The organism is Aliirhizobium wenxiniae (assembly GCF_019511445.1).
In the GTDB taxonomy this organism is placed as follows: domain Bacteria; phylum Pseudomonadota; class Alphaproteobacteria; order Rhizobiales; family Rhizobiaceae; genus Neorhizobium; species Neorhizobium wenxiniae_A.
In genome coordinates, this window is record NZ_JAEUAN010000008.1 from 1 (window position 1) to 20,823 (window position 20,823).

Sequence of the window (20,823 nt, forward strand, 5' to 3'; positions counted from 1 at the left end):
GCTGGTCGCGAACAGCAACGCAGCAAGGGCGGCCCCCGACGGACCGGGCAGAAAGATCATATGTTCGGCATTCGGGACGGCAGTACTGCGAACGGCTATCAGAAGCGTAGCCGCAAGCCGAGGACAGATTATATGAACGATCCGGCAGTGATTGCACGGCGAGAGAAAGCGTTATTGAGGCGGCCAGCGGCGGAATAAGGATCGTCAGTGCACGCCGATGTCGCTTTGCGTATCTGATTCCAGCTGCAGACAGGCGGACCAGAGCGGCGTTTTGTGGAAGGAGCCGTCTTGGAAAAGCGTGAGCCCTTCTCTTGCTTCATAGAGCAGGCCCAACCAGCACAGGCGCCGCAGGACGCCATATAGGATATCGGATTTCAGCTCCCAGGCTTCCAGGGTCATTTCGGTGTCGGACAGGGGAGCGAACTCTGGCTTGAGGATTTTCACAACATCCAAAGGCGTGCAACCTTCTCTGGCCTTGATATTGAGAAGGTTGAGGAACATGCGCCACCAGCGCAATCGCGCCTGAACGTCCTCTTGCCGATCGGTCACATGGACATAGGAATAGAGATAATCCGTGGCGATCAGATCGAAGAAGGCTTGCGGGTTCACCAGAAACTCGCGTCCGCGTCTGGTTGGCAGCAGCACATCCTTTTTCCGGCGAAGAAGCTTCATGTGGCGGGTCATGTCCCGCACGACCCAGAGCGGCGGCATGTCGCTTTCGTTCAGAACTTTGTTCATGCTGTAGAGGTCTACGGCCGTGAAGTCGGGCCAGAGGAAGTTCACAGCGGCCCAATGCACGAATTTGCGGTTCATGGCGCCGGTCGCGGTCAATCCTATGCCGCCCTCACCGTCGGCATAGGCAACGGACAGCAGCATGCCGCGAAGAAGAGGTGACAGCGCGGCGACATCGACGTTACCCTGCAGCTTGATTTCCGGAAGCATCGCGCGGCTTTGATCCCTACCCGCCCAATGCGGTGTAAACGAGTATCAGCCGACAACGACACAATTGCCACTGAGAAATCTAAAGCCAAAGGGAGCGTCATCACCCGCCCCCGCTCCTCCCTTGCAACCCGGCCCAGCCGGTCGGATCGGGGGCTGATCGTCGGAGCCAGTGTCGCATCTCTAACTGGCCGACAGCGTCGCAGCCCTATCCAGCTTTGACATCTGTTGTAGCCGCAAAGTTAGAATGTCCTAATTCAGCAAAGTTGGAATGTCACACTCCCCGGGTCTGAACGATGCCTGGGAGAATGCAGATGGGATTGATTGCGATGAGCGAGCGCGATCTGCAGCGGATCGAGGTTTTGTCGAAAGTCGGCGGCGGCCGGATGACGACGGTGTCAGCGGCACATGTGCTTGACCTGAGCGAGCGTCCGGTGCGTCAGCGGCAGGTTCGAATATGCGACAAAACGTCAAGATTTTCGCCTAAAGACAGCGCGCGTCATGTCAATGACGCCAGCAACCAATTGATAATATGAGATTTTTTGCAACACGCCATAATCATTATCTTTGGTAATTACAGTGATCCGATAAATTCAATTTTTTAAACGTCACATCTCTGCCACACAGTTTACAGGCGACTTCATTCGAAGTGAAAAGCAAATTCAGATCAAGTATTTCACGTGGATAAATCAATTATCCCCGTTTGATCGAGTGCGTATTTTGAATTCTCGATGTGTTGCTCTGAGGAAATAATTTTAAAGGCACAGGACATGACTCCATTCATTGGAGATTTACTGGGGAGAGAGCAAATATGCTAGCAATTCTTGGACTGATTACAATACTTGTATTGTTGATTGTCATACTGACAAACAAGTTGTCACCACTGGTTGCCCTTATCGTGATCCCGATCATTGCATCGCTGATTGGTGGTTTTGGGGCAGAAACCGCGACTTTCATCGTCAGTGGCGTCAAAAATATTGCGCCAACGGCAGCGATGTTCGTCTTTGCCATCGTCTTCTTCGGTGTGTTGACCGATGCCGGCATGATGGATCCGATCATCGACCGTATTCTCAAGGCCGTGGGCCTGAAACCGACCCGAATCGTTGTCGGTTCCGCGTTGCTGGCACTGATCATCCACCTGGATGGATCCGGTGCAGTCACCTTCCTTGTCACCATTCCTGCCATGCTGCCTTTGTATGACCGTCTCGGCATGCAGCGCCGTGTTCTGGCGCTTGTCGTCGCCATGGCCGCAGGTGTGAACTTCTTGCCCTGGACCGGCCCTGTTCTGCGTGCCTCGGCTGCTTTGAACGTGCCGGTATCATCGATCTTCACGCCGCTCTTCGTCGTGCAAATTGTTGGCTTGGTCTTCGTTTTCGCCACCGCCTGGTACATGGGTAAGCGCGAAGAGCGTCGCCTTGGCCTTGGCGCCGGTGCCACGGTTGCCGCCGCAGGCGAAGGTTCGGAAGGCGCCTACAAGCGCGAGCTGACCGACGCCGAAAAGGAAATCCGTCGCCCTCACCTCTTCTGGGTCAATATCATCCTGGCGCTTGCGATCCTCGGTACAATGATCTCGGGTTATGTCGATGCCGCTCCGATGTTCATGATCGGTACCGTGCTTGCCCTGATGATCAACTATCCGCAGGTCAAGGATCAGAAGGCTCGCGTCGATGCCCATGCAAAGGCCGCGCTGATGATGGCTTCCATCCTCTTCGCCGCTGGCGCTTTCACCGGCATCATGGGCGGAACGGGCATGATCAAGGCCATGGCTGCAGCCGGCGCAACCTACGTTCCGGCAGACCACGCGCAGGCCATTCCCTTCATCACCGGTATTCTGTCGATGCCGCTCAGCCTGCTGTTCGACCCCGACTCCTACTACTTCGGTGTCATGCCGGTTCTGGCAAATGTCTATCACAGCTTCGGTGGTGACCCGATCCACGTCGCCCAGGCCTCCATTCTCGGCCAGATGACCACCGGCTTCCCTGTCAGCCCGCTGACGCCCGCCACCTTCCTCATCATGGGTCTCACCGGCGTCAGCCTCGGTGAACACCAGAAACTGGCTATCCCATTCCTCTTCGCTGCCACGGTCCTGATGACCATTACCGCAGTGATCCTGGGTGTCATCCCATCCCCATTCGGATGAGCCGCGCCCACCTGATTTGAAATAAGGAGTTATAATAATGCGTTTTATTCGCATCGGATCCGGAGCCGGATATTCCGGCGATCGCATCGAGCCGGCGGTGGAACTCGCCGAAAAAGGCAACATCAACTACCTCGTTTTCGAATGCCTGGCAGAGCGCACCATCGCGATCGCCCAGAACGCCAAGCTGAACGACCCGACCAAGGGTTATGACCCGCTGCTCACCGAACGTTTCGAAGCCGTGCTGCCGATCTGCAAGAAGAACGGCATCAAGATCATCACCAACATGGGTGCCGCAAATCCGCAGGCCGGCGCCGCCAAGGTTCGCGAAATTGCCACCCGCCTGGGCCTCGGCAAGCTCAAGATTGCAGCGATCTCCGGCGATGATGTCGTCGAAGCCCTGAAAGTCAGCGACACGAAGATCCTGGAAACCGGCGCTCCGGCTTCCAGCATGGCCTCCGTTCTGGTCTCGGCCAATGCCTATGTCGGTGCTGCACCAATGGTTGAGGCTCTTGCCAATGGTGCCGACGTCATCATCACCGGCCGCGTTGCCGATCCGTCGATGTTCCTCGCTCCGCAGATCCATGAATTTGGCTGGTCGCAGGATGACTGGGACAAGATCGGCAAGGGTACGGCTGTCGGCCATCTGCTGGAATGCGGTGGTCAGGTCACCGGTGGCTATTACGCCGAGCCCGGAAAAAAGGATGTTGCAGATCTCGCCCGCCTCGGCTTCCCGATTGCGGAAGTCTCCGAAGACGGTGCGATCGTCATCACCAAGGTCGAAGGTTCGGGTGGCACGGTTACCGAGCACACCTGCAAGGAACAGATCCTCTATGAGGTTCATGACCCCAAGACCTACCTGACACCGGATGTGACTGCCGATTTCTCGCAGATCACCTTTACCGAAATCGCTCCCAATCGCATCCAGGTCGGTGGCGTAACCGGCCGTGCCCGCACTGACACCCTCAAGGTTTCGGTCGGCTATAACGACGGCTACATGGGTGAAGGCCAGATTTCCTATGCCGGTCCCGGCGCTTTGGCCCGCGGTCAGCTCGCACTTGAGATCGTCAAGGAACGGCTGAAGATTACCGGCGTCAAGGCAAACGAGCTGCGTTTCGACCTGATCGGCGTCAACTCGATCCACGCTGACGTTCTGGCCCCTGCTCCCGAACCGACAGAAGTTCGTGTTCGCGTCACCGGCCGTTGCGACAGCATGAAAGAAGCCGTGCGTATCGGCAATGAAGTCGAGACGCTCTACACCAATGGCCCTGCCAGCGGTGGTGGTGCAACAAAATCGGCCAAGCAGGTGGTTGCGATGCTTTCCGCGCTCTTCCCACGCGACAAGGTCGTTCCCGTCATCGAATATCTGGAGGCTTAAGGCTATGAAACTCTTCGACATCGCCCATTCCCGCACAGGCGACAAGGGCAACATCTCCAACATCTCCGTCATCGTTTATGACCAGAAGGATTACGAACGCGTCCGCGAATACGTCACGCCCGAACGGGTCAAGGCGCATTTCAAGGGCATCGTCAACGGCGAGGTCGTTCGTTACGAGATCCCGACGCTCGGCGCACTCAACTTCGTCATGCAGGATGCGCTTGGTGGCGGTGTGACACGTTCGCTTGCCCTCGACGCACACGGCAAGTGCCTGGCCTCCGCGCTTCTTGCGATGGACATTCCGGCCAAGAACTGAAGCGCCAAAGGTGCGGGCAGTCTGACTGTTTGCGGGCTGCCCCGCCTCCCCCGAAGAGGAAAAATCCATGTCAAAAGTAAGTAGCGTCTCGGCTGCAGTCGAAAAGATCCCGGATGGCGCGGTATTGATGATCGGCGGCTTCATGGGCGCGGGCACCCCGCCAATGCTGATCGACGAACTGGTCCGCCAGGGCAAGAAGAACCTGACGGTGATCGCCAATGATACGGCCCGTCCCGGTGTGGGCATCGGCAAGCTGATCGATGCCGGTCTGGTGAAGAAGGTGATCGCCAGCCATATCGGCACCAATCCGCAGACCCAGAAGCTGATGATCGCAGGCGAACTCGAGGTCGATCTCGTTCCGCAGGGAACGCTGGCCGAACGGGTGCGTGCAGGTGGTTCAGGGCTTGGCGGCGTGTTGACGCCGACGGGTGTCGGCACGACGGCCGCCGAAGGCAAGAAGACCGTAGAATTGAACGGCGTCACCTATCTCGTCGAAGAAGCCATCAAGGCCGATATCGCGCTGATCTCTGCCCGCAGCGCCGACTATTCCGGCAACCTGCGCTATTCGCTGACCTCGCGCAACTTCAACCCGCTGATGGCGCTTGCCGCCGAACTGGTGATTGCCGAGCCGAACGAGATCTTACCCGTCGGCTGCATCGAACCCGATGCGGTCGTTACCCCGCATGTGCTCGTCGACGTGATCGTTGTGAAGGGAGCGGAGAAATGAACGACAAGGAAATTATCGCCCGGCGCGTGGCGCTGGAACTGAAGCGCGGCTCTCTGGTCAATCTGGGTATCGGGCTTCCCACCATGGTCGCCAGCTACCTGCCCGCCGATGCCGGCATCTCCTTCCAGTCGGAAAACGGTATTATCGGCATGAGTGCCCTGCCCGATCCAGGGCTTGCCGGCGCCGACCTCACCGATGCCGGCGGTTCGCCGATCGGCGCCCTTCCCGGTGCCTGCGCCTTCGATAGCGCCATGTCCTTTGCGCTCATCCGTGGTGGCCATCTCGATGTGACCGTTCTTGGCGGTCTGCAGGTCGACGAGGAAGGCCAGCTCGCCAACTGGATGGTGCCGGGCAAGATGGTGCCGGGCATGGGCGGCGCGATGGACCTGGTTTCGGGTGCCAAGCGTGTGATCGTTGCCATGACCCACACGGCCAAGGGCGCACCGAAGATCCTCAAGAAATGCACGCTTCCGCTGACGTCGGTTCGCCGCGTCGATCTGGTCGTCACGGAAATGGCCGTGATCCAGCCGACAGACGACGGGCTTGTGCTTCTGGAAACCGCTCCGGGCGTGACGGTCGATCAGGTTGTCGCCGCGTCGGAAGCCAAACTGTTAATGCCGAAGGCTCCAGGCGTGATGGGCATCGCAGCCTGACCTGTCGGTTTGCGGGAGGGGTGGTATCCTCTCCTCCGTCGTCCCTCCCGCGTCATTCCGGCTCAAACCGAGCCATTGTAATGTCGAGGCGTGGATTTCCTGCGCCATCTTCTCTCTTTCGCTGCAGATGAAGTCCGGAAGGTCGTTTCACTCATGCGGCAGGATCGGAAAAACCATGACCAATATCGTAATCGTATCGGCCGCCCGCACGGCGATCGGCAAGTTCATGGGTGGGCTTTCCACCCTTCCCGCCAGCCAGCTGGGGTCTATCGTCATCCGCGAGGCTCTCGAACGCGCCAAGCTTGAAGCCTCCGCCGTCTCCGACGTCGTGCTCGGCCATGTGCTGAGCGCCGGCCAGGGCCAGAACACCGCCCGCCAGGCTTCCGTTGCCGCCGGCATTCCGATGGAGGCCACAGCGCTCACCATCAATCAGGTCTGCGGTTCGGGCCTTCGCGCGGTCGCGCTTGGCGCCCAGTCGATCCTTGCCGGCGATGCCGATGTGGTCGTGGCTGGCGGCCAGGAGAACATGAGCCTTGCCCCGCATGCAGCCGTGTTGCGCACCGGCGTCAAGATGGGCTCGGCCGAGTTCGTCGACACGATGATCCGCGATGGTCTGTGGGATGCGTTCAACGACTACCACATGGGCATCACTGCCGAAAACGTCGCCGAGAAATACAAGCTCACCCGCGAAGAGCAGGATGCCTTCGCGCTCGCCTCGCAGACCAAGGCTGCAGCCGCGATCGCTGAAGGCCGGTTCAAGGCGGAAATCGTTCCGGTAACGATCAAAACCCGCAAAGGCGATATCATCGTCGATACCGACGAGAACCCGCGCGCCACGACGCTCGACGTTCTGGCCGGGCTCAAGCCTGCCTTCAAGAAGGACGGCACGGTAACGGCCGGCAATGCCTCGGGCCTCAATGACGGTGCGGCCGCCGTGGTGCTGATGCGCGAGGACGAAGCTGCCCGCCGTGGTCTCACCCCGCTTGCCCGGATCGCCTCGTTCGCGACGATGGGCGTCGATGCCTCGATCATGGGCACGGGTCCGATCCCGGCCTCGCGCAAGGCGCTGGAACGGGCCGGCTGGAACATCAACGACCTCGACCTGATTGAGGCCAATGAGGCGTTTGCGGCACAGGCGCTTTCGGTCAACCGCGAACTCGGCTGGGATCCAGCCAAGGTCAACGTCAATGGCGGCGCAATCGCCATCGGCCATCCGATCGGTGCTTCCGGCGCCCGCGTTCTCGTCACGCTCTTGCATGCGCTCAAAGCCCGCAACGCCAGGAAGGGTCTCGCAACGCTCTGCATCGGCGGCGGCATGGGCATCGCTCTTTGCGTCGAGGCGCTCTGAGACACCCCTGTGAGGCTTCGGCTTCGCAAAGGCGTGGGCATCTGGTGGGTGCCCACGCCTCGTCACTTCCCCGGGCGCGCGACTGCAAACGAAGGCCGGTCACGTAAACCGAAACAATATTGAAATCGATATCAACAGCACAGGCGCGAGCGGCGACGGTCGTTGCGACGAGGAGCCATGCCTATACGGCACGCCCCGCCAGAGGATTACATGAATGGCCAAAGATCAGTCACACGTTCTCATCATCAATTGCGGCAGCTCGTCGCTGAAGTTCAGCCTGTTTGCCGGTGAAGATCGCACCGCAGTCGTTTCAGGCCTCGCCGAAAATCTCGGACAGCCGGAAAGCCGCCTGATCCTCAAGGAAAACGATGCGAAAGTGACGATCGCCCTTGATGGTGGCAGCCATGACGCAGCGCTGCGCCGTCTGATGGACAGCCTGAAGGAGCGCGATCTGCTGGACGCGATCGGCGCTGTCGGACACCGGATCGTGCATGGCGGCGAGCGCTTCATTAAGGCAATCCGCCTCGACACCGCTGTTCTCGACGAGATCGATGCCCTCTCCTATCTCGCTCCGCTGCATAACCCGGCGAACGTGCTCGGCGTGCGCGTCGCCATGGAAGTGCTCGGCTGGGTGCCGCATGTGGCGGTGTTCGACACGTCCTTCCACATGACCATTCCACAAGCAGCACATGCCTATGCCATTCCGCAGACCTATCGGGATGCAGGCGTTCGCCGTTACGGCTTTCACGGCACCAGCCACGGCTTTGTCGCGAAAGAAGCGGTCGAACTGCTGGGCCTTGACCCCAAGGATCATGGCCTCGTGATTGCCCATCTCGGCAATGGTTCCTCGGCAACAGCAGTCCTGAACGGCGAAAGCGTCGATACATCGATGGGCCTCACCCCGCTTGAAGGCCTCGTCATGGGCACGCGCTCCGGCGATATCGATCCCGGGGCGATATTCCACATTGCCCGGCAGGAAAAGCTCTCGATCGACGAACTCGACACGCTGCTCAACCGCAAGAGCGGCCTGCTCGGCCTTTCCGGCCTTTCCAACGATTGCCGGACGCTCGAAAGTGCGGCAGCTGAAGGCCATGAGGGTGCTGTCCTGGCACTCGACGCAATGGTCCATCGCTTGGCCCGTTACATCGGCGGTCTTGCCACGTCCCTGCCTCGTCTCGACGCAATCGTATTTACCGGCGGTATCGGCGAGAACTCGGCCTCCGTGCGTCGCAAGACGATCGCCCGGCTCAAGGTGCTCGGCATCTCGCTGGACGAAGAAACCAATGGCCAGATGTTCGGTGGGCGCTGCGGCGTGATCAGCGCCTCCGACAGCCGGACCGCTGTGGCCGTCATCGCCACCAACGAGGAATGGGCCATAGCAAATGAGGCCCGGCCCTATATAGGTAAGGCTGGCTGAGGCGGAATATCCGAGCAGATTCCGAGGCGTCCGGTTTCCAGATTGGATTGCCGGGCGCTTCAAAATAGATTTTCCCGGCATAGCCGGAACGGTCATGACAAATCGAAAGGCGATAGTTTCATGTCGGCACATCTCATTTTCCTCGCACCGCTGGCGCAAGACGTCGACCTGAGCGCCGTGGCGCTCGGTTTCGTGCGGGCCTTGCAGCGCGACGGTCTCAAGGTCGGCTTCGTCAAGCCGATCGCTCAGCCGACAGCCGGTGAACATCCCGGCTCGCCATTGAAGACGGCCGAAGTCTCCACCTATTTTGCCCGCAGCCTGTGCCTGACGGAGGCCCCCGAGCCGATCGCTTTCACCCATGCGGAAGATCTTTTGCGCAAGGGCGAACTCGATCTGTTGCTGGAAGAGGTCGCAACAATGACGGAAGCGCTGCGCGCCAATCATGATGTCGTTGTCGTCGAAGGCCTGATCCCGTTCACCGATCTGCAGATCGTTCCTCGGCTCAATGTCGAAATCGCTCGCAGCCTCGACGCCGAAGTGGTGCCGGTCGTCAGCGGTGTCGACGATGACAAGCGGCTGACTGATACGGTTGCGCTCGCCGAGCGTCAGTATATGCGTGACGCCGATGGCCATTTCGCCGGGCTGCTCGTCAACAAGCTGCCTGAGACAAGCCGGCGTGAGGCTTTGACAGCTGCATTCGCCAAGGCCGGTATGGAGAGCAGCACCATCCTCGGCGCGATCCCCTACGAGCCGAACCTCAACACACCGCGCCTGTCGGATCTGGTCTCGTCACTGGATCTGAGCGTCGTGCAGGGCTCGAAACTCGATGCCATCAGAGTGCGCGAGATCGTCGTCGGCGCCCGTTCGGTTGAGAAGATGATCGACCGCCTGCGTCCGGAAACCCTGGTCGTCATGCCCGGCGATCGCAGCGATATCGCGCTTGCCTCGGCGCTCGCCCATAGCCGCGGCGTGCCGCTTGCCGGCCTGCTGCTCACCTGCGGTGCACCGCTCGCCACCCCGGTCGCAGACCTGATGGCCTCGGTCGGCTCAAACATCCTGCCGATCCTGTCCACCCCCGACGACACCTATGCCACGGCTTCGCGTCTCGCGCATCTGAGCTACCATGTCAGCCAGGATGACAGCCAGCATATGGAAAAGGTCATCGATTTCGTCGCCGAAAACATCGACACGACCTCGCTGCGTGACCGGATCGGCACCTCGACCGAAGCCCGGCTTTCGCCGCCGCGCTTCCGCAATCACCTGATCGAAGGGGCACGCCGCGCCAACAAGCGCATCGTGCTTCCCGAGGGTGAAGAGCCCCGCACGCTGCAGGCCGCCGTCATCTGCCACCAGAAGGGCATTGCCCGTTGCGTTCTGCTCGGCCGCCCCGATGCCATCCAGATGATCGCCAAGGCCAAGGATATCGAACTGCCGGCCGATCTCGAAATCCTCGACCCGGCCGCCGTGCGCGCCAACTATGTCGACGCCATGGTCGAACTGCGCAAGTCGAAGGGCATGACGCCTCCCCAGGCAATCGCCCAGCTGGAAGACACGGTCGTTCTAGGCACGATGATGCTCGCCGTCGGCGAAGTCGATGGCCTGGTTTCGGGTGCGGTTCATACGACGGCAAGCACGGTGCGCCCTGCCCTGCAGCTGATCAAGACGGAACCGGGCCAGAGCATCGTCTCCTCGGTCTTCTTCATGCTGATGCCCGATCAGGTTCTGGTCTATGGCGACTGCGCCATCAACCCGAACCCGACGGCAGACCAGCTGGCGGAAATCGCCGTCCAGTCCTCCGACACGGCCAAGGCCTTCGGCATCGATCCGCGGGTTGCGATGATCTCCTATTCGACCGGCACGTCGGGCACCGGCGGTGATGTCGACAAGGTGCGCGAAGCAACCGAGTTGGCACGCCAGCGCAAGCCCGATCTCCTGATCGACGGTCCGATCCAGTATGATGCGGCAAGCGTCGAAAGCGTCGGCCGCTCCAAGGCTCCCGACAGCCCGGTCGCCGGCCGCGCCAATGTCTTCGTCTTCCCGGATCTCAACACCGGCAACACCACCTACAAGGCCGTTCAGCGCTCTGCCGACGTCGTTTCCGTCGGTCCGATGCTGCAGGGTCTGCGCAAGCCGGTCAACGACCTGTCGCGCGGTGCGCTCGTCGATGACATCGTCTTCACCATCGCGCTCACTGCCATCCAGGCGGACCAGCAGGCGGCTGGTGCAGAGTAAGGTCTTTCCAGACCAAGTTCACCACGCCGGTGCAATATTCCGGCGTGGTGACTGTTACTTCAACGAAGTGCGAAAACATCCCAGTGTCCGACGTAGCCGCCTGAGCTTTCCAGCCGCACCAGTCGGGCTGCGCACCAGTCGTCTATCTCCTCTTTCCCGAGAAGCTCAGTTTCCATCACAGCGGTCGCCATTCCGGAAATGAACTGTCGCTGCAAGGCCGCATGTGTGGGATCAAGCCGCCACGGGCTCGCCGCCATTGTGACCTGAAAGCCCTGATCTTCAAGCAGGCTGCTCAGTACAGGCGCAGCAGAGGGGCCGAGCGATGGTCCAAACCCCTTGTCCCGGCGCTGATGGCTGTTGAATGCGGCAACGACCTCTTCGTCCATGGGATGGACGTCGTCCCAGCGGCAGACCCCATCATAATTCAAAGCGGCGTAGAGGCCGGCTTCCGTCTGCGAAAGCTGTGCGATCAGCCGAGCGAGAAAACTCTCGGAAACGAGATCGAAAAGGGCCGAAGCCATCACAAGCGTCGCGTCGGAAAATACCTCCGCAGAAATGTCATCCAGATGCGCTTCGATATACTCTATGCGTGCCGCGTCGTCATGCCGATTGCGGGCTTCGGCAAGCAGTTTCGGATCGTTGTCGACAAGCCGCCAGCGCCAATGAAGAGCCTCCGGCGAAAGCGCCCGAAAGGTTGATCCGGTACCTGCACCAAGATCGACAACAAGAGCTCCCTCCCCCGCCCGCGTTACATGATCGACCACCCGCTTGCGCAGATCGCCATCACGAGCCGTATGATCTGCGGCCTCTCGCAGATCGAGCCAATGTTTGTCGAAACCGCTCATCGGATACCTGCCAGAAAATCAGCTAGAACCTGTGCACTCCTCGGCCAATCGGGTAATTTGCGGCCCGTAGCCCAGGCGCCGGTGGCATAGTTTTGTCGTGCCTGCGGATCGTCAAGCAGCAGAGCCAGGGCTGCGGCGAAGCCGTCGATATCGCCGGGTTCCACCAGCATTCCTGCGGTGTCGGGCACCAGATCAGGTACAGCGCCTCCACGGCAACCGACGATCGGCAGGCCTCGCGCCATCGCTTCGGCAAACACCATACCAAAACCTTCGTAACGGCTTGCCAGCGCGAAGATATCGGCTCGGTCGTATTCGGCGTCGACGTCATCGATAGCGCCCGTCACGGCAATTCGGTCGTTCAGCCCAAGTTCGCCAATCTGCTTGTGCAGCTTTGTTGCGGATGCCGGGTCCATTCTGTCGCTACCGACAATCCGACATTGCCATGGCCGGCCGCGCAGCTGCGCCAGCGCTGCAACAAGCGTCGCATGGTCCTTGCGCGGCGTCAGCGAGCCTATGGCAAGGATCAACGGCGGCTCGCCATCGCGGCCGCCTCGGGCAGGTTCGGCAGGTTCAGTTCCCGGTATGGCCACACAGACCGCGTCTTGTCCGACGCCGAAGTCCGAGCTCAGGGTCCGGGCCGTTGCCGGGCTCGTCACCACGATCCCGCGCGTAGAGGCCAGCGCCGCAGTCTCGCTTGTTCGAAGCTCTTGCGCCGTTCGTTCCGAAAGCCCGGTTTCCAGCGCCAAGGGGTGATGCACGAGCGCGACCAATTTCAACCGTCTCGCCTCTCTCTGTGCGATTTCGGGCATGGCCCCGAACGCCAGTCCATCGACAAGGACGAGGCTTTCATCGGCAAGTTCGGCAAACTGCTTTTCCGTCGTTTCCAATTCGCGACTGCTTGGAGCCGGAAAACCGCCGGCTAAGCGGAGATGGTCCACCCGCCATCCGAGCTTGCGCAGTTCCGTGATCATCCGTCGGTCATAACCATATCCGCCGCTAGCGGTCTCTATATCTCCCGGAATGGCGAAAACGAGATGCGGCGCGTCAGCTTTCTTATCTGTGCGGTTCAAATCGCGGCCTCGTACCATGCCCGCGCGACATGGCTTTCGTGCAGCGTGATCTTAAGGCGGCAAATCCGTTTGCCACCCGGGCCCAGTTCCCCGGCATCGATACGTTGGCGCAGATCGTCGAAAATGTGCTTCGCCAGCACTTCGGTGGTTGTCACCTTGCCGCGAAGGACATCCACCTCATCGAGGTTCTTGTAATTGAGCGGGGCAATTGCATTTCTCAAAACTGTTGTCGCCAATCCGATGTCGACGCCGAGGCCGTTTTCGTCGAGATCCTCCGTCATGAAGGCCGCATCGACAACGAAGGTTGCGCCGTGCATGGCTTGAGCCGGGCCGAACACCTCGCGCGGCAGGCTATGGGCAATCATCATGTGGTCGCGTACTTCGACAGCAAACATCGTTTTGAGGTCCTCCGGTTGTCAGACATAGCGGATGCGGTGGCACAACGTATCCGGATCGGAAAGGATATCGATGTAGCCGGCCGCAAGATCATTGAAAGCCGTCTCGCCGGAAATAAGGCCGTCGAGACGATCATCTGCCAAAAGGGCCAGCGCAGTTTCAAGTCGTCGAGAAAGCGGCCAGCGGGATCTTCGTGTCGCCGGGACATGGCCGACCTGTGAGCCGACGATCGAAAGTCGGTGGCTATGAAATCGGCCGCCGAGTGGCACGACAGACCGGCTGTCGCCGAACCAGGACATTTCGACGATCCGCGCTTCGAAACCGGCGACAGCGATGGCCGTCGAAAGGCCTTCGGATGTGGCCGATGCGTGGAACACCACGTCGCTGTCGCAGTCAGATGCTTCCGCCGCCTCCGGCAGGGCGAAGCTGCAGCCGAGCATTTCGGCAAGCCTGCTGCGATCGGGGTTGACATCGACGAGTGTCACTTGCACTCCCGGAACCTTGGCAGCGAGGAACGCCGTCAAAAGCCCCACCAGGCCGCCACCGACAATGGTGACCTTGTCACCAGCCAGGACGCCCGCATCCCAGATACCGTTCAGCGCCGTTTCCATGTTCGCTGCCAGTACGGCCCGATGAGCCGGGACGTCCGGCGGTACTGGAAACGCCATATTCGCCGGTATGTGAAACAGGTCCTGATGCGGATGAAGGCAAAAGACGGTCTGACCGATCGGCTTTGCACTCCCTGCCTTGATCCTGCCGACCACCGCATAACCATATTTGACCGGAAACGGAAAATCTCCCGCCTGCATTGGTGCACGCATGCAGTCATGCTCGCTTGCCGGGACACTCCCCTCGGCGATCAATGTTTCGGTACCCTTGCTGATGGCTCCAAAGCGGCTTTCGATCAGAAGTTCGCCGTCAGCAAGCGCATCCAGCGAAGTGGACTTCAGTTCGGCCTGCCTTATCGCAGTCAACCATAACGCACGCGCCATCGTCATGTGCGATTTTCCGCCAGCATTTGGCAGGAAGCATCGGTGTCCTGTTGCCCCGTCCCTGATGCGCCTCCTGGTCTTCGCCAGCGACGGGCGGCATGCGGCACGAGCGGGCTCAAGATCCGTGGCATCCGCACTTCTTCGGGAACGGCAAACAGGCCGCAACGCGTGGTCCATCGGCCGAAACGGCTGGAAGCGGTGAGCATGGTAAACGGTATCGCCAGACAGAGGCCAGCCATCATCGGCAGCGTCCAGAGGAGCGCACCGGCCCCTGCTCCAAAAAGCAGAGTGATGCCAAACGTAAAGCCGATCACTGTCTGCAACCCCATGGTTCTGAGAGCCGACGAGAAGGAAACGCCCAGCTTGTCGCGGTTTTGGCCGCTCCATGTGACACTGCGCCCGAACGGCAGGCCGAGGAGAAAGACAGAGACATAAACGGCAATGACCGGCGCCATCAGCATAGAGGCGAGGATTTCCGCAATGACGGAAAAGCCGAAGCGCAAAGGCCCGCCGTAGCGGCGTATAGCCCCCTTGGTCAGACAAACATCGAGCATGCCGGCCAGCTTTGGGGCGATGGACATGAAGAATATGACTGCGAAGAGGGAAAGGCCAACCTGCAGATAAGCGGGATCGAAACCTGCTGACATGGCCTTCCAGGCCGCAGCGAATGTGGCTGCAATCCAGGCAGGCGGTGCGACATACATCAATATTGCCTGCACGAGCTGGAAACGGCTCAGCGGTTTCAATCCGGGTTCAAACAGGAAGCGCCAATACTGCATGTTTCCCTGGCACCAGCGCAAATCTCGCTTGGCGAAATCGGGAAATGTCGGCGGATTGGCCTCGAAACTCTGCGTTTCGATCGGCAGAACTCGAACCTCGTAACCGCCGCGCCGCATATAGGCGGCCTCCAGCTGGTCATGACTGAGGATGTGGCCGCCAAGCGGTGGCGATCCGGGCAATACGGGCAGGTCGCAATGGGACTTGAATGCTGCCGTGCGGATCAGGGCATTGTGGCCCCAATAGGGACCGCAATCGGCATTCCACCAGGCAGCCCCCATGGTGAAGGACCGCATGCCGTGGCGCATGCCGAACTGGAACATACGGGCAAAACCGCTCGTCGCCGGAGTTCCGACAACCAGCGTCTGGAGAATACCCAGTTCCGGCCTTTTCTCCATTGCGGCAACAAGCCGGACGATCGCATCACCGGACATGACGCTATCGGAATCGAGAGGCAGGAAAAAATCGTAGTCCTGGCCGTATTCCTCGAGAAAATCATGGATGTTGCCGGCCTTGTAACCGGTGTTTTTCTGGCGTCTGCGATAGATCGGATGAGTGTTTTGAGGCAGGCCGAGGCTATCCGCCAGTTGCGCGAAAGCTCTCTCCTCCGCTTCAGCAATTTCCGGATCGGACGTGTCGCTCAGCACAAAAAAGCGGAAATGCCGTTCGAGACCAGTTGAGTGAAGGCTTTGCGCCATCGTCTGCAACCGGGCAAAGGCTGGCAGAGGATCTTCGTTTCGAAGAAACAGGGTAAGAGCGGTACGCGACGACAGCGTTCGGGGCCGACTGTCACTCCGATAGAATGGGTAGACGCTTCGGGCAGGATTACCCGGCCCATGCAGAAGTATCAGTCCGATGATTGCATTCCAGAACCCCAGCACCGTCCATGGCATTGCTAGCAGAAAGCCGGCCAGCATGACGGTTTCGGGGAAGTCGATACCGCCGGGAAGCAGAAGCCTCAGCAGCCCGAGGAAAAGAGCGCCGATCGTCAAAACATTCAGCACCAGCACAATGCCGCGCCGCCACGTGACCGATGGGCCTGAATAGCGAAAGACCTTCTCGCTCGTGGTCTCGCCCAGCTGATCGCTCACACTCCTGGAGCTGCCGGCTTCATCAGTCGCAGCGGGATCGATCCGTCTGGCATGCAGGTTCATGAGAGTGCTGCTTTCGGTGGGGACGGGCTTGATCCTGAAATTAGGCCCCGATCACGCTTCAACAAGACGTCTGGTCGATCAAACAAACCGCGCCACTCTCACGAACGGGTGATCAGGTCCATCACCTTGCAATTTCATGACTTTTAGTCAGAAACCCGCCTCCCGGAAAAGCACCATCAAGACACGCCGCCAAGCCCGCTCGGCGAAGCTTACTCCCGCACCATCCAGAAGCATGACCCCCTGGACCGATCGGCTGGGCTGAAAGGCGGCGTCACCGACCTTTGCGACCACGGCATATTGGGCCGAGACCGGGACCAGCCTTTGGCGCCTTGGCTCCGAGGCAATATGCACGGCGATCGCTCCATGATGTTGCGACGAAAGCTGTGGCAGATCGATCTCGCGCGCTCCGGCCTCGGCAATCGCAGCGAGCTTCACCGGCAGCCTCGGCTGCGAAAGGTCGTCGGGGATGAACCAGCCCGCGGCATCGACATTGAGCCGCGAGCTGTCATTGCCCGCCACATATCCGCGTGCAACGGATCCGTTTCCGGCGGAAAGAAACCCGATCTGCTCATTGCGTCCGACCCACTGACCGGCCTGAATCTCGGGATTGATCTCGGTGATGGTGCCGTCGAAGGGTGCCTTGACGATAAGTGACGCCTTGCGTTCCTCAAGCCCGGTCTTGCGGGCAAGCGAGCTGCCGAGTTCGCTTTCGATGATGCTGCGCTGGGCAAGGTCATCTGCATTGGCACCCACGCGGGCAAGACGTGAACGGGCAAGCTCTATCTCGACATTGGTTATACGCAGTTCTTCCCGGATCTGCGGCGCGTCGATGACGAACAGGATGTCACCCGCTTTCACGGTCTGTCCGGCGGAAATATCGAGGCGTTCAACCTGCCCCGGCTCCTGCGGATAAAGCCGCACGAACTGTTCGGGGTAGATGACTGCGGGCGCGGTCACGCGGGTCGAGAGCGGCAGAAAGGCCAGGACCAGAAGCAGCCCGAGGATCGAGAGCGTCACATAGGTACGCCGGGTTTTGACGATATCGCTGCGCATGGCCCACCACTCCTTCACTTCCATGACGATGGGGCGAATGATGAAAAAGCCGATCTCGACGATAAAAAGCAGGATACCGACCAGCTTGATGGTGAAGTGATAGACCAGCACCGCAATGCCCAGATAAAGCACCAGCCTGTAGATGGCGGTGGCAATCGCATAGGCGGTGAGGATGATGTCGAGCCTCGGCGGAAAGGCTTCCGGCGCGGCATAACCGGGCTTGAACAGAAACTCCCTCAGCCGCCATCGCATATGCCGGAAGCTGCGCGGCTGCAGGTTTTCCACCCCGAGAAGGTCGGCGAGGATGTAGTAGCCATCGAAGCGCATGAACGGGTTGAGATTGACCAGCAGGCTTAACACCACGCCAGTCGCAGCCAGAACGAAGATGGCGCTGCGCAGCGGACCGTCCGGCACGAAGGCCCAGGCGAGCAGCGCATAAGCCGCCACCGTCAGCTCCACCAGCATGCCGGCGGAATCGATCCGAAGCCTCTGCCAGCGGGACTTCAGTTTCCAAGCGTCGCTGACATCGGTGTAGAGCAGCGGCATCATCACCATGAAGGCAATGCCCATGGTCGGGATACGGCAGCCGAACCGATGCGCCACATAGGCGTGTCCCAGTTCATGAAGGCATTTGATGAAGATCACCGACAGGATGGAGATCGCTGCCCCTTCCAGCGAAAAGACGAAGGGAAAGGTTCCGACGAACGCATCCCACTGGCGCGAGACGAGGTAGATACCGATGAGGCCCGCGACGGCGGAAATCCACCAGAACACCCGGCTGAACAGGAAGGCCACATAGGGCCATGTGGCGCGGATGAAGGGTTCGGGGCGAACCAGCGGGATCTTGAAGAAAAGGTAGTTGTGAATGAGCCGCATGAACCAGGAATGGCGCGGCTGGGCCTTCTGGTGCAGCGCCCGCCAGGCCCCCCGCGTCGGCTCGACCAGAAGCAGATTATGTTCCAGCATCCGCACCACCGTGCCGAGATCATCGACCGACAGGCGCTCGACGAGCCGGGCATTGACGCTACGCAGGAGATTGCCGACCGTGTGGCTGACATTCCAGAGGCTCAGAAGCTGGAACATCTCGTAGGTGATGCGGAAGAAGCGATTTCGGATCGGGTCAAAGACGACCCAGGTCGGCGCCCCGGAATAGCTCGCTCCCACCCGCATGATCTGCAGGTCTTGGCGCAGCGCCGGCAGTGGCGCATCCTGCGGTTTGGCGATCTGCGGCTGGCCGACGATCATAGGCCCAACCGCTGGCGGATGACGGATATCGGTTTGCGGAAGAGGTAGTAGGCAAGCGGCACCTTCTCACCACTGATCTGTGCGGTGCCACGGATGCCGAGACGCATATTGTGCGGCGCGCCATCCAGCGCCGCATAGATGCGATAGGCGAGAACATCGCCCTCGATCATCCTTGCCTCGAAAGACGCCGCGACCACACTGGCGCTTGCCGGATTGAGCGGATCGGAATCGAGGAAGGCGCGCACCTTCGCCCCCTTGGATACCGCGATCGCATCGGCAACCGGTACGTCGATACGCAACTGCATGCGGTCAGGATCGGCCACTTCCATGATCCGCTCACCGGTCGTCACCGGCCGGCCGATCCAGTCCCGCCGGTCGGTATAGATGGCAATACCATCTGCCGGAGCACGCACATCGGAACGCTGCAGCATGTCGCGGGCGTAATCGCGCTTGGCGGCCGCCACTGTCAATTCGCTGCGGGTGATCGCCAGGTCTGCCCTGAGCTTGGGATCGGAGACGGCTCCTTGCGTCACCTGCATCAGCTTTGCCTCGGCAACACGGACATCCTGTTCGGCCACGGCAAGCTCGTTGCGCAGCATCACGTCCGACATTTTCAGAAGTTGCTCGCCCTGTTTCACCGCCTGATCCGGATTGACGGCGATGCTGTCTATGACCCCATCCATCGGCGCTGCTATGATGCGCGGTGAGATCGGGGCAACCTCGACCGGTGCCAGAACCGTCAGCGGAACCGGATAAAAACCGAGCGCTACGGTTGCTATTGCTGCAGCTGCAAGCAGAGGCTTGACCTTGATCCGCCGTTTCAATCGGCGCTCGCCGACAAGCGCTGCCCAGGCATGTGCGTATGCTCCGGACAGTCTGCGGGCGATCAAGAGGTCGGGTTCGGTCCAGGGCATTTCGCGGGCAAGCAGCATGCCACCGAACACCGTGCTATCCTTGAGCTTGAAGGGCATCCAGGCGAGGAAGCGATAGGGAAAGTTCGCATGTTCCGTATCGCCCGGCGGGCAATAGGCAGGCAGCACGAAATCTCGGGGGGCCTCGACACCCTGGTCTTTACGCAGCGACTGGATGATGGCCTCGATCCAGCGGACCCGCGGCGAATTGCGATCGACACTGGTGATCGAGGTCACCGCCTTGACGATCAGGTTTTCCGGCCGCCCGGCCAGTGCAAAAACCTGCCGGCTTTTGGTGATGCGGATCGTCTCGTTGGCGATCAGGAAGGCAAGTTCGCTCACCGTCTGGGCCTGCCGGGCCTCAGCCTCGACCCGCAGCAACAGCTCATATCCCTTCGATACCGCCGCAAGATCGGCGGGTGCCGTTGGAGAGGGACGAAGCGAAGTCTTGATATTCTGTTCCATCACCTCATCCCCCCGATGCGGGGTTGAACTCGGTTGGGCCACTCATGCCCGGCAGGATATGGGTCGTGTCGCTGGTAAAGCGACCGGTTACCTTCACCGTCTGGCTGACCGGATCGACAATCGCCGCGATCCGCGAGACCTCGGCTTCCTTCTTTTCCCCGGTTTCATCGATGTTGATGGCGAAACGCGCTCCCGGCTTCAGCCATTTCAGCCAACTCGACGGCAAAAGCGTCTCGATCTCAAGATCGCCTTCGCTGACGATTTGCATGAGCGGCTGGTTCGGCTCCGGTATCTCATGCTCATGGGCGCGCATGAAGGCGATGCGGCCATCATAGGGCGCACGGATGACGCAGCGGGACATCTTGCTGCGAAAAGCCTCAAGCTCGGCCGACGCCTGATCGGTCTTGGCCTTCGAGAGCGCCACCTCGAAAGTGCCGACCGCCTTGGAACGGGCGAGCCGGGCATTGTTTTCATGCGTGATCGTTTCCGCGCGCAGCATGGCCTCGGCCGATTTCACCTGGGCCTCCAGATCGGCGCAGTTGAAGGCGACGAGAATATCGCCCTTGGCAAAGTGCTGTCCCTCGCTAAACGGCAATGAGGCGATGGGGAAGATCAGGTCAGTGCCGATCATCGCCTCGTTCACCGCCTTGACGATGCCGCGAAGCGTTTCCCCATGCTGTTGCGCCTGCAACGGACCGGAGCCCGCAAGGGTGGTGACGAGCGCGACAAGGACCAGACGCTTTACATTCAATCTTTGCACGGCACGCT

17 protein-coding genes and 2 pseudogenes are annotated in these 20,823 nt (G+C 60.2%); 10 read left to right on the forward strand and 9 right to left on the reverse strand.

Going from position 1 to position 20,823, the window contains the following annotated elements; translation table 11 throughout:
• Window positions 1-198 (forward strand): annotated as a pseudogene (locus JNB91_RS11620) (ISNCY family transposase); the annotation flags it as partial.
• A 6-nt stretch (window positions 199-204) separates the two neighbouring features.
• Here JNB91_RS11620 and JNB91_RS11625 read toward each other — a convergent pair.
• Window positions 205-942, reverse strand: coding sequence for a hypothetical protein (locus JNB91_RS11625; RefSeq protein ID WP_220325679.1), 738 nt, complete (start codon window positions 940-942; stop codon window positions 205-207).
• 311 nt (window positions 943-1,253) lie between these two features.
• Here JNB91_RS11625 and JNB91_RS31615 point away from each other — a divergent pair.
• The 9 genes and pseudogenes from JNB91_RS31615 to pta form a co-directional block, all read left to right on the forward strand.
• Window positions 1,254-1,397, forward strand: a pseudogene (locus JNB91_RS31615) (ISNCY family transposase); the annotation flags it as partial.
• A gap of 353 nt (window positions 1,398-1,750) precedes the next feature.
• Window positions 1,751-3,079: a CitMHS family transporter gene (locus tag JNB91_RS11635; protein ID WP_220325680.1), complete on the forward strand. Its 1,329-nt coding sequence runs from the start codon at window positions 1,751-1,753 to the stop codon at window positions 3,077-3,079.
• Window positions 3,080-3,116: 37 nt separating this feature from the next.
• Window positions 3,117-4,454, forward strand: a complete 1,338-nt coding sequence (locus JNB91_RS11640) for an acyclic terpene utilization AtuA family protein (RefSeq protein ID WP_220325681.1) — start codon at window positions 3,117-3,119, stop codon at window positions 4,452-4,454.
• Window positions 4,455-4,458: 4 nt separating this feature from the next.
• Window positions 4,459-4,770, forward strand: coding sequence for an AtuA-related protein (locus tag JNB91_RS11645; RefSeq protein WP_139678196.1), 312 nt, complete (start codon window positions 4,459-4,461; stop codon window positions 4,768-4,770).
• Between the two features lie 67 nt (window positions 4,771-4,837).
• Entirely contained in the window at window positions 4,838-5,497 is a 660-nt protein-coding gene (locus JNB91_RS11650; protein ID WP_220325682.1) for a CoA transferase subunit A, read from the forward strand.
• Complete coding sequence (locus tag JNB91_RS11655; RefSeq protein ID WP_220325683.1) at window positions 5,494-6,150, forward strand: 3-oxoacid CoA-transferase subunit B; 657 nt, start codon at window positions 5,494-5,496, stop codon at window positions 6,148-6,150. Before JNB91_RS11650 ends, JNB91_RS11655 begins: the two co-directional genes overlap by 4 nt.
• A gap of 175 nt (window positions 6,151-6,325) precedes the next feature.
• Window positions 6,326-7,498, forward strand: a complete 1,173-nt coding sequence (locus JNB91_RS11660) for an acetyl-CoA C-acetyltransferase (protein ID WP_220325684.1) — start codon at window positions 6,326-6,328, stop codon at window positions 7,496-7,498.
• Between the two features lie 214 nt (window positions 7,499-7,712).
• Window positions 7,713-8,915 carry an acetate/propionate family kinase gene (locus tag JNB91_RS11665; RefSeq protein ID WP_220325685.1) on the forward strand — a complete coding sequence of 401 codons (1,203 nt, stop codon included), beginning with the start codon at window positions 7,713-7,715 and terminating at the stop codon, window positions 8,913-8,915.
• 120 nt (window positions 8,916-9,035) lie between these two features.
• The gene (pta, locus tag JNB91_RS11670; protein ID WP_220325686.1) at window positions 9,036-11,147 is read left to right on the forward strand and encodes a phosphate acetyltransferase; all 2,112 of its coding nucleotides are present in this window, start codon (window positions 9,036-9,038) and stop codon (window positions 11,145-11,147) included.
• A 59-nt stretch (window positions 11,148-11,206) separates the two neighbouring features.
• On the opposite strand, the gene JNB91_RS11675 is transcribed toward pta, so the two are convergent.
• The 8 genes from JNB91_RS11675 to JNB91_RS11710 all read right to left on the reverse strand — a co-directional run bounded on the left by JNB91_RS11675 (window position 11,207) and on the right by JNB91_RS11710 (window position 20,815).
• Window positions 11,207-11,992 (reverse strand): class I SAM-dependent methyltransferase, encoded by a 786-nt coding sequence (locus JNB91_RS11675; protein ID WP_220325687.1) that lies wholly within the window; start codon window positions 11,990-11,992, stop codon window positions 11,207-11,209.
• Window positions 11,989-13,062 carry a glycosyltransferase family 4 protein gene (locus JNB91_RS11680; RefSeq protein ID WP_223218154.1) on the reverse strand — a complete coding sequence of 358 codons (1,074 nt, stop codon included), beginning with the start codon at window positions 13,060-13,062 and terminating at the stop codon, window positions 11,989-11,991. Before JNB91_RS11680 ends, JNB91_RS11675 begins: the two co-directional genes overlap by 4 nt.
• The gene (locus tag JNB91_RS11685) at window positions 13,059-13,457 is read right to left on the reverse strand and encodes a 6-pyruvoyl trahydropterin synthase family protein (protein ID WP_220325689.1); all 399 of its coding nucleotides are present in this window, start codon (window positions 13,455-13,457) and stop codon (window positions 13,059-13,061) included. Before JNB91_RS11685 ends, JNB91_RS11680 begins: the two co-directional genes overlap by 4 nt.
• A gap of 21 nt (window positions 13,458-13,478) precedes the next feature.
• Window positions 13,479-14,456 (reverse strand): zinc-dependent alcohol dehydrogenase, encoded by a 978-nt coding sequence (locus JNB91_RS11690; RefSeq protein ID WP_220325690.1) that lies wholly within the window; start codon window positions 14,454-14,456, stop codon window positions 13,479-13,481.
• The gene (gene mdoH, locus JNB91_RS11695; protein WP_346269310.1) at window positions 14,453-16,318 is read right to left on the reverse strand and encodes a glucans biosynthesis glucosyltransferase MdoH; all 1,866 of its coding nucleotides are present in this window, start codon (window positions 16,316-16,318) and stop codon (window positions 14,453-14,455) included. Before mdoH ends, JNB91_RS11690 begins: the two co-directional genes overlap by 4 nt.
• Window positions 16,319-16,528: 210 nt before the next feature.
• Window positions 16,529-18,679: a site-2 protease family protein gene (locus tag JNB91_RS11700; protein WP_220325692.1), complete on the reverse strand. Its 2,151-nt coding sequence runs from the start codon at window positions 18,677-18,679 to the stop codon at window positions 16,529-16,531.
• Window positions 18,676-20,055: an efflux RND transporter periplasmic adaptor subunit gene (locus JNB91_RS11705; protein WP_220325693.1), complete on the reverse strand. Its 1,380-nt coding sequence runs from the start codon at window positions 20,053-20,055 to the stop codon at window positions 18,676-18,678. The genes JNB91_RS11700 and JNB91_RS11705 overlap by 4 nt, the downstream gene beginning before the upstream one ends.
• A gap of 4 nt (window positions 20,056-20,059) precedes the next feature.
• A complete protein-coding gene (locus JNB91_RS11710; protein ID WP_220325694.1) occupies window positions 20,060-20,815 on the reverse strand; it encodes an efflux RND transporter periplasmic adaptor subunit in 756 nt (251 codons plus the stop codon).
• Window positions 20,816-20,823 lie beyond the last annotated feature (8 nt).

What these genes read in the sequence shown, in the direction of transcription:
- JNB91_RS11625 (WP_220325679.1), bottom strand. Translation starts at nt 942, where the DNA reads ATGCTTCCGGAAATCAAGCTGCAGGGTAACGTCGATGTCGCCGCGCTG.
- JNB91_RS11635 (WP_220325680.1), top strand. Translation starts at nt 1,751, where the DNA reads ATGCTAGCAATTCTTGGACTGATTACAATACTTGTATTGTTGATTGTC.
- JNB91_RS11640 (WP_220325681.1), top strand. Translation starts at nt 3,117, where the DNA reads ATGCGTTTTATTCGCATCGGATCCGGAGCCGGATATTCCGGCGATCGC.
- JNB91_RS11645 (WP_139678196.1), top strand. Translation starts at nt 4,459, where the DNA reads ATGAAACTCTTCGACATCGCCCATTCCCGCACAGGCGACAAGGGCAAC.
- JNB91_RS11650 (WP_220325682.1), top strand. Translation starts at nt 4,838, where the DNA reads ATGTCAAAAGTAAGTAGCGTCTCGGCTGCAGTCGAAAAGATCCCGGAT.
- JNB91_RS11655 (WP_220325683.1), top strand. Translation starts at nt 5,494, where the DNA reads ATGAACGACAAGGAAATTATCGCCCGGCGCGTGGCGCTGGAACTGAAG.
- JNB91_RS11660 (WP_220325684.1), top strand. Translation starts at nt 6,326, where the DNA reads ATGACCAATATCGTAATCGTATCGGCCGCCCGCACGGCGATCGGCAAG.
- JNB91_RS11665 (WP_220325685.1), top strand. Translation starts at nt 7,713, where the DNA reads ATGGCCAAAGATCAGTCACACGTTCTCATCATCAATTGCGGCAGCTCG.
- pta (WP_220325686.1), top strand. Translation starts at nt 9,036, where the DNA reads ATGTCGGCACATCTCATTTTCCTCGCACCGCTGGCGCAAGACGTCGAC.
- JNB91_RS11675 (WP_220325687.1), bottom strand. Translation starts at nt 11,992, where the DNA reads ATGAGCGGTTTCGACAAACATTGGCTCGATCTGCGAGAGGCCGCAGAT.
- JNB91_RS11685 (WP_220325689.1), bottom strand. Translation starts at nt 13,457, where the DNA reads ATGTTTGCTGTCGAAGTACGCGACCACATGATGATTGCCCATAGCCTG.
- JNB91_RS11690 (WP_220325690.1), bottom strand. Translation starts at nt 14,456, where the DNA reads ATGACGATGGCGCGTGCGTTATGGTTGACTGCGATAAGGCAGGCCGAA.
- JNB91_RS11700 (WP_220325692.1), bottom strand. Translation starts at nt 18,679, where the DNA reads ATGATCGTCGGCCAGCCGCAGATCGCCAAACCGCAGGATGCGCCACTG.
- JNB91_RS11705 (WP_220325693.1), bottom strand. Translation starts at nt 20,055, where the DNA reads ATGGAACAGAATATCAAGACTTCGCTTCGTCCCTCTCCAACGGCACCC.